At 59.5% G+C, this 13,373-nt stretch carries 10 protein-coding genes; 7 read left to right on the plus strand and 3 right to left on the minus strand.

Going from position 1 to position 13,373, the window contains the following annotated elements:
* Positions 1 to 56 precede the first annotated feature (56 nt).
* Together AA105894_RS08885 and AA105894_RS08890 are read right to left on the minus strand one after the other, a co-directional pair.
* Positions 57 to 2,486 (minus strand): TonB-dependent receptor, encoded by a 2,430-nt coding sequence (locus AA105894_RS08885; RefSeq protein ID WP_267311408.1) that lies wholly within the window; start codon positions 2,484 to 2,486, stop codon positions 57 to 59.
* A 233-nt stretch (positions 2,487 to 2,719) separates the two neighbouring features.
* Positions 2,720 to 4,162: an aminotransferase-like domain-containing protein gene (locus AA105894_RS08890; RefSeq protein WP_267311409.1), complete on the minus strand. Its 1,443-nt coding sequence runs from the start codon at positions 4,160 to 4,162 to the stop codon at positions 2,720 to 2,722.
* A 232-nt stretch (positions 4,163 to 4,394) separates the two neighbouring features.
* Between AA105894_RS08890 and AA105894_RS08895 the strand changes: the two genes are divergently transcribed.
* Genes AA105894_RS08895 through AA105894_RS08915 form a run of 5 tightly spaced genes read left to right on the plus strand, consistent with a single transcriptional unit; the run spans position 4,395 to position 10,327 of the window.
* Positions 4,395 to 5,747: an aspartate aminotransferase family protein gene (locus AA105894_RS08895; protein WP_267311410.1), complete on the plus strand. Its 1,353-nt coding sequence runs from the start codon at positions 4,395 to 4,397 to the stop codon at positions 5,745 to 5,747.
* Positions 5,748 to 5,777: 30 nt separating this feature from the next.
* Positions 5,778 to 6,185, plus strand: coding sequence for a tautomerase family protein (locus tag AA105894_RS08900; protein ID WP_267311411.1), 408 nt, complete (start codon positions 5,778 to 5,780; stop codon positions 6,183 to 6,185).
* A gap of 59 nt (positions 6,186 to 6,244) precedes the next feature.
* The gene (locus tag AA105894_RS08905) at positions 6,245 to 7,570 is read left to right on the plus strand and encodes an amino acid permease (RefSeq protein WP_267311412.1); all 1,326 of its coding nucleotides are present in this window, start codon (positions 6,245 to 6,247) and stop codon (positions 7,568 to 7,570) included.
* A gap of 48 nt (positions 7,571 to 7,618) precedes the next feature.
* Positions 7,619 to 9,046, plus strand: a complete 1,428-nt coding sequence (locus AA105894_RS08910; RefSeq protein ID WP_267311413.1) for an aldehyde dehydrogenase family protein — start codon at positions 7,619 to 7,621, stop codon at positions 9,044 to 9,046.
* Positions 9,047 to 9,070: 24 nt separating this feature from the next.
* Entirely contained in the window at positions 9,071 to 10,327 is a 1,257-nt protein-coding gene (locus AA105894_RS08915; protein ID WP_267311414.1) for an NAD(P)/FAD-dependent oxidoreductase, read from the plus strand.
* Positions 10,328 to 10,494: 167 nt separating this feature from the next.
* Here AA105894_RS08915 and AA105894_RS08920 read toward each other — a convergent pair whose 3' ends face one another.
* Complete coding sequence (locus tag AA105894_RS08920; protein ID WP_267311415.1) at positions 10,495 to 10,881, minus strand: winged helix-turn-helix transcriptional regulator; 387 nt, start codon at positions 10,879 to 10,881, stop codon at positions 10,495 to 10,497.
* 100 nt (positions 10,882 to 10,981) lie between these two features.
* Between AA105894_RS08920 and AA105894_RS08925 the strand changes: the two genes are divergently transcribed.
* Both AA105894_RS08925 and AA105894_RS08930 read left to right on the plus strand, forming a co-directional pair.
* Positions 10,982 to 12,016, plus strand: coding sequence for a zinc-binding alcohol dehydrogenase family protein (locus AA105894_RS08925; RefSeq protein WP_267311416.1), 1,035 nt, complete (start codon positions 10,982 to 10,984; stop codon positions 12,014 to 12,016).
* Positions 12,017 to 12,274: 258 nt separating this feature from the next.
* On the plus strand, positions 12,275 to 13,363 hold the full coding sequence (locus tag AA105894_RS08930) for a major royal jelly family protein (protein ID WP_267311417.1): 1,089 nt from the start codon (positions 12,275 to 12,277) through the stop codon (positions 13,361 to 13,363).
* The last annotated feature ends 10 nt before the right edge of the window (positions 13,364 to 13,373 follow it).

Raw genomic sequence — 13,373 nt, forward strand, 5'->3', positions numbered from 1 at the left:
TTGCCGCAGGGGAGGTGTGCCTTTGCACGGTCTCGCCTGCGGCGGAGGGAGCGGGGTCAGAACTCGGTGCTGACCGTACCGAAAAACTGTCGTGGCGAGCCGCGTTCGAGCGACTGGTAATCGCCCGACATCGGGTTGCCGTTCTCGCCCATCATCGAGATATATTTCGAGTTGAGCAGGTTATAGACATTGAAATCGATGGTGATGTTCTTGGCAAAACCGTAATTGCCGACATTGTATCGGGCACCGGCACTGGTCAGCCAGTAACCGCCGACTGAGGTATCGTTGGTATAGCTGAAGTAACGTTTCGAGTAATAATGAACGTCGAAATGCGTTTCGAGGCCTTTCCAGCGATAGGACAGATTGGCCTTGTACATGAACTGCGGATAGTTCACGACCTTTTTGCCCTTGGTGTAATAAATACCATCAGCCGTCGTGATGTTGCCACCATAGGTAGAGTGGTTGTAGCTCACGCTGTTATACAGGGAGAGACCCTTGATCGGGGTAAGGGTCAGGGCGGCATCCACGCCATTGGTGTGAACACTTGTCTGCGCGACGCTCGAGACCGGGTTGGTAATCGTGCCTTCGGTGGCAGCCTGCAATCTGTGACTGGCATCGGCGTGATAGCCGGCCAGGCTGGCCTGGAGGTATTTGTCGGTATAGCGATAGCCGACAGCATAAACCCAGTCGCGCTCGGGTTTGACCGTCTGGCGCAACTGGTCGAAGGTTGCCTGATCCTGCACTGACCACAGCGCATTGCCTACACCATTGGGCAATACCTGATAGCTGCGCATGTTTTCGGCGAGGTCGAAATAGAATTCATGATGCGGCAGAAAATGCCAGCTGCCGCCCACATGGGGCAGAAAGGCCGAAGAGGCCGTCATGCTGCCATTGGGCAGTGCGTCGGCACCGGTATAATCCGGATTATTGTAGTTGGCGCCACCCGCCGTGGTGGAGAGCATGGATTTAAATCCGGCCGTCAGGCGCAGATTATCGAGCGGCCGCCAGGTATCCTCAAGATGATAGGTGAATGTGTTGGTGTGCCACATGAAGCCATAGCCCTGAAGAAAGGCAGGGCCATAGGTGTCATAGGGGCCGACTGTTTTCAGCGGTGATCCGGTGCCGAGAAGGGGCTCGTTATACCAGAACAGATCGGCCTGCTGGTTGTTGTTTTCAAACCAGATGCCCGTATCGATCGTGTGATGCGCGATGCGGTAATTCAGGGCCGTGGTAAAGCCATAACGCTCCTGCCTTGTCTGCCAGACTTCTTCAGAGAACGGGGCTCCTGTTCCGGCGGAAGGGGTGCTGTAATCGGCATAGGTGTAATAACCCGTCTGGCTTGTGCCATAGAGCGTCGATTTCCAGCGCAGGTGATCTGTCAGCGCCAGATCCATATTCAGACCGCCGGTATAATCGACTTCTGCCTGGCCACCGTCATAGAGATAGGGCTCGTCGCCATTGGCCTGGATAGCGGCTGAGGTTGGCAGTGAAACGGCACCTGAAGCATAGGCAGTGGCCAGGGCATAATTCGGATAAAGATGCGGCACGCGCCAGCCAAGCGCGTCGATCATGGCCAGAGACGTGTCCTGATAGCCCCATTCCTGCAGGTCGCTCCAGTTGAAGAAGGCCTTGATCACGCTGTCATGGCCGACAGGCTGCACGACCTTGGCATCGACCTGTTGCTGGAACTGGGTGCCGCCACCCATCCATTTGCCTTCTTCACTGCGCGAATAGGCAACGAAGGCCTTGGTGCCACTCGGGTTCAGGACGCCGGAATCACCGCGTATATAGGTGCGATAGGAGCTGTATGTGCCAAAGCCCTGCGAGATCTTTCCGCCCATCTTGTCCTTGGGGTCGCTGGTTTCGAATTGCAGCGTGCCACCAAGCGTCGAGGTCGAGGGAACATCGACACCGCCAGGGCCTTCGGAAAGCACAGAACGCTCGATATCATCCGAGATCGAGGCCTGAATGACGTTCAGACCGTTATTGCTTTCATAGGTCTGGTCATTGAGCGGAATACCATCCAGCGTGACGCCGAGCTGATCCATGAAAAAGCCGCGCACATAGATGCTCGACCCCCATGTATCGATGCCCAGCGGATCGGTGGAGCTGAAGCTGACGCCAGGAAGGCGATCAACCGCCTTTAGGACACTGGTGCCGGGGGTGAACTGGGCCATGACGGCTTTGGAAATAACATTTTCGGCGCCACGCGAAGCTGCACGGCTGGCACTGACCGTCATCGTCTCGTTGCCACCCGAGCGGGCAACATGGGTGGGCGACCGTTTTTTCGGGGGGGTATGCGCCGATGTCCCTGCGGCATGCGCAGAAGGAGCGCCCGTTTTGCGATGGCTCTCCGCCTTGCTGGCAGCGTGGCCGGATTGGGGAAGAACGACAAAAAGCGCCGAGGCGCAAAGCAGGGTGCGAAAAGAGAGGGGCTGGACGCGACATCGTGGATCAAATCGGGTGGGGCGGGTGAATTTGATCATATCCGTTCCATCTCGTTTGGTGTTCGTAACAATTTGAGCGAAACCGCCCATGTCAGTCCCCGAAATACGGTCTCGGGGCGCTGTGCGTTGTCAGAGCACGATTTTCTTGAAGATGAGGGGAGCGCTGACACCATGCCCAGGGCACGGGTCGGGCTGCGCCGTCATCCTTTGTCAAACTCTATGTGCATAAAATCGAACGTGCAACGTTTTTGTGGAAATAATAGGAGCCTGTTTCACCGGGGGGCGGACAAGGCCGTTTCGGCGCGTTGCGCGCCCCTGTTTGCGGCTCGCCACTGATTGAGAAAGGTGAATATCTCAGGCCTGTCGCATTGGGTGATATTGAAGCGCAGCCATGGCGATGGCGCGCCATCGGGTGAGAAATAGCTGCCCGGTGCCAAAAGAAAATTGGCTCGGGCGGCGTCTCGGGTGAGTTGCAGCACGTCATGTTCCTGGGCGAATCGCATCCAGAGAAACATGCCGCCTTCAGGCTTACAGAACGGCACGAGGCCGGTTTTTGCAAAGCGTCTGAGCGCCTTTTCCTGAAGATGCGTCAGCCTTTCGCGCAACCTGGCCAGATGGAGGCGATAACGCCCATCAGCGAGGCAATGATGCACAATGGCTTCGGAAATCGAGGTGCTGGTCAGGCTGCTTGCCATTTTCAGCTTGAGAATTTCCCGTGCAATGATCGTGCTGGCAGCGACATAGCCGACGCGCAGGCCGGGCGAGATGGTTTTCGAGAAGCTGCTGATTCGGATCACGTGATCGAGCTGGCCCAGATAGGCGAGAGTCGGGCTCGTGTCGGGGGCAAGATCGCCAAAAATATCATCCTCGATCAGCATGATGTCATGGGCTTCGGCAATGCGCAGCAGCTTGTGCAGAACGGGCGCCGAGCAGCATGTGCCAGTCGGGTTGTGCAGGCGGGTATTGATGATGAAGGCCCTGGGGCGCTTCTCGCGTGCCAGTCTTGCAAAGCTCTCTGGGCAGGGGCCATCCTTGAGGCGGGGTACCCCGCACAGGGTGAGACCCAGTGCCTGCAGCGCGGGAAAGAGATTGCAGTAGCCGGGGTCTTCGACCAGAATCGTGTCACCCGGTCGTGTCAGGCAGCGTATGGATAATTCCAGAGCCTGACTCGCACCATGGGTGAGAATGATGCCGCTGCGCTGACAGGCTATGCCCTGACGCGCGAGACTGAGCGCGATCTGCTCGCGCAGGCCGTCATGCCCATAGGGGTTGCCATAGCCGAGGCCCTGCATGTCAGGCCGACGACCAAGGCTGTTGAGCGCGTAGCGCACGCCGCTGGTATAGAGACAGGTTTCGGGAAGCCAGCCGCACCCCGCCTGAATTTGCCGGACATCGCCCTCATAGGCGCGCTGCAACAGCCAGAGCGAGTCGACCGAAGGATGGGGGCTGGCCGTCTCGACTGCGCCGGAAGCCGCATTTGGCTCATGCGTCACAAAATAGCCGCTGGCCCGTCTGGCCTGGAGAAATCCTTCTGCAACCAGCCGGTTATAGGCATTCGACACGGTAAGGGGGCTGACGCCGCATCCTTCTGCAAGTTTGCGGATGGACGGAAGCTTCATTCCATCCATCCAGGTGCCAGCAACGATGCGTGTGCGTATGGCATCGACGATCTGTCCGACCAGAGGGGTGGCCGCATTATGGTCCAGCCTGATCATGATCGCATGCACTCCAATAAAAAACGACAGGGTCTGACCACGCGAAAACCCTCTGCCCGTATGACGATATGAAGCTGTATCGCTGCACGGACCGGCACAGATACGCAGCGAGATTGCCTGACTGTATATAGACAGGTTCATTTCGGGATTGGAATAGTGAGGCCGTCGCGAGCCTCGCTTTTGCGAGAGACGCGCCAGCCATGCCCCGATCGAACAACAAGAGAGTCACCCTATGGCGTCGTCGCCTTCCGATTTCGATCCTGTGCGCAGCCTTGCTGCAGGAACGTACTGGATGCCATTTACGGCCAACCGGCGTGTGAGGCAGGATCCGGCGTCGCGCCTGATCGCCTCGGGCAGAGGCTGTTATTATCAGACGCCGGAGGGCGCCACGCTTTTCGATACGCTTTCGGGCCTGTGGTGCACCCCCCTCGGTCATGCTCACCCGCGTATTATCGAGGCGCTGAAAACACAGGCCGAGACGCTCGATTACTGCACGGGGTTTCAGGTAACCAACCCGGTCACGGTCAGGCTGGCTGACAGGATCGTTGCGATGGCGCCAGATGGTCTGGACCATGTGTTTTTCACGAATTCAGGCTCAGAGGCCGTCGATACGGCGTTGAAAATCGCCCTTGGTTATCATCGTCTGCGTGGCGAAGGCGGCAGGTTTCGCATGATCGGGCGCGAGCGGGGCTATCACGGGGTTGGTTTCGGTGGGCTTTCCGTAGGCGGCATCGTGCCCAATCGCAGGATGTTTGCGGCGGGCATGCTGAATGGCGTTGATCATCTGCGCCATACCCATGCGCCCGACACAGCGGCCTTTTCGCATGGTCAGCCTGCGGCAGGGGCCGATCTGGCAGATGATCTCGACCGTCTGATCGCGCTGCATGATGCCAGTACGATTGCTGCTGTCATCGTCGAGCCGGTGCAGGGCTCTACCGGGGTGATCGTGCCGCCTGTCGGCTATCTGCGCCGCCTGCGTGAACTATGCACGAAGCACGGAATTCTCCTGATTTTTGATGAGGTCATTACCGGGTTTGGTCGCCTTGGGGCGCCCTTTGCCGCGCAGAGATTCGATGTTGTTCCCGACATGATCACCTTTGCCAAGGCGGTCACGAATGGTGTCGTGCCCATGGGGGGCGTTCTCGTGCGCAGTGACCTCTATGAGACGTTTATGACCGGACCCGAAAACACCATCGAATTCGCGCATGGCTACACCTATTCGGGTCACCCTCTGGCAGCGGCTGTCGGCAATGCCGTGCTTGATATCATGGAGGAAGAAAACGTGTTCGAGCGTGTTCTTTCTCTGGAGACCGTGCTGCAGGAAACGGTTCACAAGCTCGATCATGCGCCGGGAGTTACCGATGTCCGCAATATCGGTCTTGCTGCAGCCATTGATCTGGAACCCGACCCGACTGCCCCTGGGGCGCGGGGGCTGAAGCTGTTCGAGCTCGGCCTCAGCCAAGGGCTGCTTCTGCGCTGCACAGGTGACACGGTCTCCCTCGCGCCACCTTTTCTCGCGACACCGCAGGAGTTGCGCGCCATGGGGGAAACACTGGCGGGCCTTATCGAGACCGTGACCCACTGACGATCCTCATTCTTAATTCAGGACATAGTCATGCCATTGCTGCATTTTCATCTCTTCGAAGGCCGTACCCTGGAGCAGATAAGGGGTATTCTGGATTCGGCACACGAGGCCATGCTCGAGGCCTTTCAGGTGCCCCGCAGAGATCGTTATCAAATTGTAACGGAACACAAGCCCAGCCACATGATTGTCGAGGATACCGGTCTCGATATTCCGCGCACAAAATCCATGGTGCTGCTGCAGATGTTCAGTCGTCCGAGGGGGGCTGAGTCCGTTGCGGAATTTTACCGGCTTCTCACGAATTATCTCGAAAGGGATTGTGGCATTCTCCCTTCCGATGTCATGATTTCGGTTGTTGAAAATGGAGATGCCCACTGGTCGTTCGGTCACGGTCGTGCCCAGTTTCTGACCGGTGAGCTTCCCCTGCCAGCCGAATCCTGATCGAATACGGAACGTTCCAGTTACAGGGCTTTATCGCAGGCCGCTTCATAGGATCGTGCATGACAGAAAACGCGCTCGCCCGCAGTCTTCGACCGCGCCATATTGCCATGATCTCCATCGGGGGCGTGGTTGGCGCAGGATTTTTCATAGGTGCCTCGACGCCGATATCCGTGGCGGGGCCGGGCGCGTTGCTTTCTTACGCTCTTGCAGGGCTCATGACCTTTCTGGTCAATCTGATGCTGCGCGATATCGCCTTGCGGGCACCGGGTCACGGGTCTTTCGTCAATCAGATCCGTCATGCCCTCGGGGGGCATGCGGGCTTCATGACCGGCTGGACCTACTGGCTTGTCTGGGTCACGACGCTTGCGATCGAGATCATGGCTGCTGCCGCGCTGCTGGCCCCGCTTGTGCATCTGCCTTTCGGTCTGGTCGAGGTGATCATTCTAGGCACCATGACTGCGGCCAATCTGCTGGCAGTGCAGGCCTATGGCGAGCTTGAATACTGGTTCGCCATGCTCAAGATCGCGGCAATCGCCGTGTTCATCCTGATCGGCCTCGGGGCCCTTCTGCAGGGCAACAGCCCACCCCATGCAGCCATTCTGGCTGGTGGCTTCGTGCCGCATGGCTGGATGGCATTGCTTGCGGTCATTCCGGCCATCATCTTCTCGATGTCCGGTAGCGAGGTGGTAACCATTGCAGCGCTCGAATCCGATGCGCCCGATCGCAATATCGCCAGGGCCACGCGCGCCGTTGCCCTTCGGGTTGTTGGTTTCTATCTCTGCTCCGTCGCCCTCATTCTCTGTCTGGTGCCCTGGTCGCAAGTCGTTCCGGGTGAATCGCCTTTTCTGCTGGTGCTCAACCGTTTGCATGTGCCTTTTGCCAGTGCCGCGATGGAAATCGTGATTGTCTCGGCCATGCTCTCCACCCTCAATTCAGGGCTTTATGCAACGTCGCGCGTTCTATTCGAACTGGCCGATGTCGATGATGCTCCCCGTCACTTCATGCGTCTCGACCCGCGCACACAGGCGCCGCGCATTGCCGTGCTGTTCAGCGCTGTTGCCGCTCTCGCCATTTCCGCTGTGGCGATTGCCTCACCCAATGCCGTTTTTGCCTTTCTGCTCAGTGCCACCGGCGCACTGATCATTTTTCACAACGCGCTGATCGTGCTGACGCGCATTCGTCTGTGCGGCATGGGTCTCACGCCGCTTCTGACGCTGGCGTTGCTGATGGGCGCTCTGGTGGCGATGGCACTCGTTGCCCATACCCGACACGAACTCGCTCTGAGCACCGTCACCATGATGCTGATGGGCGGTATTGCCCTGCTGCGCCAGCTCATGGGCAAGGCACCAAGGCGCGTCTGCTCGCTTTCCCGTCCGGGGGAATAATCCTTTTTTCCGCTTCCCGCTTTTCCGCTCTCAGGATCACGCTCTCTCATGTCTCACGCTCTCGAATTCTATATCAATGGTCGGTGGATCAAGCCGCATGGCACGGCAAAGATCGACGTCATCAACCCGGCCAGTGAGCAGCCCTGCGCGCAGATTGCGCTGGGAGATGAGGTTGATGTCGAGCGCGCTGTCGCGGCCGCAAAAGCGGCTTTTCCAACCTGGTCAGTTTCGAGCCGCGAAGAGCGTCTGGCTGTGCTTGAGCGCATGCTCGCCATCTACAAGCGACGCAGCGAGGATATGGCTCAGGCCATTTCGCTCGAAATGGGGTCACCCATTGCCCGGGCACGCGATAGCCAGAGCTGGGCAGGGCTGGCGCATCTGGAAGAAATGATCGCGGTTCTGCGCGATTTCTCATTCGAGGGACCTGAGGGGGATGTCTATATCACGCGTGAGGCCGTAGGCGTCTGCGGGCTGATCACGCCCTGGAACTGGCCGATGAACCAGATCATGTGCAAGGTCGCCCCGGCACTGGCGGCAGGCTGCACCATGGTTCTCAAGCCCAGCGAGGTTGCGCCTCTGAGCGCACTGGTTTTCGCCGATATCCTGCATGAGGCGGGTGTTCCGGCAGGTGTCTTCAATATGGTCAATGGCGATGGTCCCGGCGTCGGCGCGACATTGGCGGCCCATCCCGATATCGCGATGATCTCGATCACCGGGTCGACAAGGGCGGGGGCTGCAGTCGCCAAGCTGGCTGCCGATACGGTCAAGCGTGTGCATCAGGAACTGGGGGGCAAATCGGCCAATATCATTCTGCCTGATGCCGATTTCGCCGAAGCCGTCCAGCGTGGCGTGCGCGGCTGCCTGAGCAATTCCGGTCAGTCCTGTGATGCGCCTACCCGCATGCTTGTGCCCCGCGCCCGCATGGAAGATGCGATGGCTCTCGCCGCACAGACCGTCGCCACCCTGCGTCTGGGTAACCCTGCGGATGAAGAGACCCAGCTCGGACCGGTGGTGAGCGAGGTGCAATATGGTCGTATCCAGGCGCTCATCACCAAGGGGATTGAAGAGGGGGCGACGCTGGTTGTGGGCGGCGCAGGCAAACCCAAGGGGTTCGAAACCGGCTATTATGTCCAGCCGACGGTCTTCGGCCATGTCACGACTGACATGACCATCGCGCGCGAAGAGATCTTCGGGCCCGTGCTGTCGATCATTGCGTATGACGATGAAGAGGACGCCATCCGCATAGCCAATGACACGCCTTATGGTCTTGCTGCCTATGTGCAGTCAGGCGATCTTGCTCATGCGCGCAAGGTGGCGCGGCGTCTGCGCGCAGGCAATGTGAACATCAATGGTGCTGACTGGACGGTAGCTGCGCCTTTTGGCGGTTTCGGTCAGTCAGGCAATGGCCGTGAATGCTCGAAATGGGGATTGCATGATTTCCTCGAAATACGGGCCCTGATCGGTTACGGCGGCTGAAGCACAGTGCACAGGGGAGATCGCATGAATCCCAGTCTCTACGCACGCAAGGAGGCCTCTCTAGGGCTTGTTCCTCTGACCGGGGAGGCGAGGGCGCAGATCGTCGTTATCGGCGCCGGTCTGACGGGGCTTTCTGCGGCACTCCATCTGTCAGAGGCGGGGCACGATGTGGTCGTTCTCGATGCGCATGAGCCAGGCTGGGGGGCATCAGGCCGCAACGGGGGACAGATCAACCCTGGCCTCAAGACGGCGCCAGAACAGGTTTTGCGTGATTTCGGCCCGGAGCGTGGGGCGATTCTGGCACAGCGTGCCTGGGCCGCGCCAGATCTCGTTTTCGACCTTGTCGCCCGGCACGATATCGCCTGTGACGCCCTGCGCAGCGGGACGATCCGGGCGGCGACGGCCGAAGGCCAGATGGCGCCGCTCGAGGCGCTTGCACGGCAATGCGTGGCGATTGGCAACCCGGCCGAAATTCTGACGAAAGGGGCCATTACGGCGCGTAGCGGTACCAGCCTCTATCATGGGGGTATGCTGGATCGTCGTGGTGGCCAGCTCGACCCGCTTGCCTATACGCGCGGTCTGGCGCGCGCTGCCATGAAAGCCGGGGCGCGGCTGCATGACCGTTCGGCCGTCACCTCGCTCAGGCGCTCAGGGGAGGGATGGCGTGTCGTCACGTCCAATGGCTCAGTGCGCGCGCAACAGGTCATCCTCGCTACAAATGGCTATTCCGGCCCTTTGCTCGATACGTTGCGTCGCTCGATCGTGCCGGTCTACAGCGCCATCGTTGCCAGTGTGCCGCTGCCATTATCGCTGCGCGAGAGAATTCTGCCGCAACGTGAATCGCTTTATGAGCTTGGCGAAATCACCACCTATTATCGCGTCGATGCCGAAGGTCGCCTGCTGATGGGCGGGCGCTCTGCGTCGCGCGATCTCGAAGGAGCAAAGGCCTTTCCCTATCTCATGGCCCGCGCGCGGCGACTCTGGCCCGAGCTTCAGAAACTGGAATGGGAGACCGGGTGGAACGGGCAGCTGGCCTTGACCCTCGATCATTACCCTCATCTGCATCGCCCCGAGCCGGGGCTGCTGGCCTGTCTGGGCTATAATGGCCGTGGCGTGGCCATGGCCACGCTCATGGGGCAGAACCTTGCCGAGATGGCACAGGGCGGGGCTGCGCTCTTTCCCGAGAGGCCGATCAAGCCCATTCCGCTGCATTTCGCCTGGAAAGCGGGCGTCGTTGCGGGGATCATGAAAGGCCGCATCAAGGATCGTCTCGGTTTGTAATGGCAGTTCAGGATCGGCAAAGCTGGCCGAGTATCTTATCTGACAAGGCTGGCTCTGCGCGGGAAGTGGAGCGTGCAGAGAGGCTGACGGATGCCCTTCGGGGCAAGCCCGAGTATGTCCGAAAACCCCTCGATCGCAGGTGCGCCCGAGAGGCGTTCTGCTTGCGGTCAGCCGTGTTGACCTTGTGTCTCCAGAGCAGGTGATTTCTTCTTTTCAGCGCCGAATGTCGTGTGCTCATCCCCCCAGCGCTTGAGCGCCATTACGACCGGCTCAAGGGTTCTGCCGAAATCGGTCAGGCTGTATTCCACCTTCGGGGGGATCTGAGGGTAGATTTCCCGATGGATGAACCCGTCTTCCTCAAGCTCGCGAAGCTGCATTGTCAGCATGCGCTGTGTCACGTTGGGCAGGATCTTGCGCAAGGCGTTGAAGCGCATCGTGCTATGAAACAGATGGTACAGGATCACGCCTTTCCATTTTCCATCAATCAGCTCGAGCGTGGCCTCGACGGCGCAGCCGGGGCTGCAATCGAGGCTCTTGTGACGGATACGGGGCATGACGGTATCATTTCCGATACTATGGACAGAATATGTGCGTTCTTGCGCGAAACAATCATAAGGTCCCATTTCTGCGTCATTCAACGATGGAGCAGAAGACATGCGGGCCATCGGCTATAAAACTCCCGGAGCAATCGACGATACCAACGCCCTGAGTGATATCGATCTGCCCATCCCCGTTCCGACCGGGCGCGACCTGCTCGTGGAAATCCGGGCCGTTTCGGTCAATCCGGTGGATACGAAAATCCGTGCCAGCGCGACCCCGGAGCCGGGTCAGTGGCGCGTACTGGGGTGGGACGCAGCCGGCATCGTGAAAGCGACAGGACCGGAGGTGCAGGATTTTACTGTCGGTGATGCCGTTTTCTATGCCGGCGCCTTGCAGCGGCCGGGCACCAATGCCGAGTTCCACCTTGTGGATGAGCGGCTGGTCGGTCGCAAACCCGAAACGCTGGACTGGGCTCAGGCTGCGGCCCTTCCGCTGACCGCCCTGACCGCCTGGGAAATGCTGTTCGATCGTCTGGAGATTACCCGCCCTGTGCCGGGAACGCAGCCTGCCGTGCTGATTATCGGCGGCGCGGGTGGCGTCGGGTCGATTGCTATCCAGCTTGTGCGTGCGCTGACGGATGTGACCGTCATTGCGACTGCGTCACGCCCTGAAACCCGGGAATGGGTGAAGGAACTCGGCGCGCATCATGTGATCGATCATCGTCAGGATCTGGCATCGCAAGTGGCGGCCCTGCCAACAGGCGCACCGGGTTTTGTGTTCTCCACCACCCAGACCGCCGAGCATATGGCCGATATCGTCGCGCTTGTAGCCCCACAGGGGCGTTTCGGCCTCATAGACGATCCGGCCACGCTCGATGCTGCCCCCCTGAAGCGCAAGAGCCTCTCACTGCACTGGGAGTTCATGTTCACCCGTTCGATGTTTGCGACGGCAGACATAGCACGACAGGGACATATTCTGAACGAGGTAGCGGCTCTTATCGATGGCGGGCGCCTGCGTACGACGCTTGGGGCGCATTTCGGACCCATCACGGCGGCCAATCTGCGTCGCGCCCATGCCCTGATCGAAAGCGGCCAGGCGTGTGGCAAGGTGGTGCTCGAGGGATTTGACCTAGAATCAGAGGCTGAATGAAGCCTGACGTCCACCCGTCCTGTCGCCGCCGAGGGATGTCTGGCGATGGCGGTACCGGGGTGTCGGGATGATCGCGCTGGATCGGAGGCCGGCGCAGTCCATTCCTATTTTAGTCCGTTTTACGTCAACCCCAATTCAGGTCTCTCCTGTTAACGCTTCGCCTGACGACGACAGGAACAAGACAGGTGCATTTTCCGGGAAGGATCAGATCACATGAAGAGAGTTGGGGCTTATTTTCATCACTCGTCAGGTCGATGCGTGTCCGTCGCAGCGATTGCTCTGGGCCTTCTGTTCGGCCTTGGTCCTGCATTCTCGATTTCAGGTAGGGCAGAAGCCACCTCGCTTCGTATCGAAGCGTCCGGCGCGACACTCGACTGGAACGCGGTCGCCCATGCGGGTGGACGGATCTTCGTGAGCGGCCCACGCTGGACCGGATTTTCCGGGCCTTCCGTCGCTGTTCTGGAGCCTGGAAACAGGCTCCGCCCCTTCCCCGATCAGGCATGGAATGGCTGGAAACCCGGTCTTGATGCGAGACGGTATTTCGTCAACGTCAATGCCTTGCATGTCGACAGTGAGGGGCAGTTATGGGTTGTCGATACAGGCACGCCGCGCTTTGGCGGCCCTCCTGTTGCGGGTGGCGCAAAGCTCGTGCGCCTTGACACCAGAACGGGCAAAATCATCCGGGTCTATCCGCTGGTCGAAAATGTCGCTCCGGTGGGAAGCTATATCGACGATATCCGCTTCAACGGCGCACATGCCTATCTGACCGATGCCGGTACTGGCGCGTTGCTGGTGCTTGATCTCGCCAGCGGGGCGTGTCGTCGCGTGCTGGCTGGCCATCCTGCGGTCATGGCACGGGTAGACCGTCCCATCGTCATGGGGGGCAGGATCCTGCGCGACGACAAAGGCCAGCCGCTTCGAATCAATGTCGATCCTCTCGAAGTCAGTCCGGACGGCAAGACGCTTTATTTTGGCCCGCTGGAAGGGCCATGGTCGCAGGTGCCGACAGCAGCCCTCGATGATGCAGCATTACCGCCAGACAGACTGGCCGCGCAGGTAACCTTCTGGGCCGATCTGCCTCCGATAGGAGGCAGCACGATGGATCGCAAAGGCAGGCTTTATTTCACCGCTCTGAAGGATGACACCGTCTATCGGCGTGAGCCTGATGGTCGGATCTTGGCGCTTCTCCACGACCCTCGGCTGCATTGGGCCGATGCGCCCATACTTGCCGGGGACGGGCGGCTCTGGCTGCCTGTGGCCCAGCTCGACAGACTGCCGCAGTTCAACAAAGGGAAATCGAAGACCTGGCTTCCGTTCCTGCTGGTCTCTATTCAGCCAGCCCCGTGACAGAGCAAGT

The organism is Asaia spathodeae NBRC 105894 (assembly GCF_025994195.1).
In the GTDB taxonomy this organism is placed as follows: domain Bacteria; phylum Pseudomonadota; class Alphaproteobacteria; order Acetobacterales; family Acetobacteraceae; genus Asaia; species Asaia siamensis.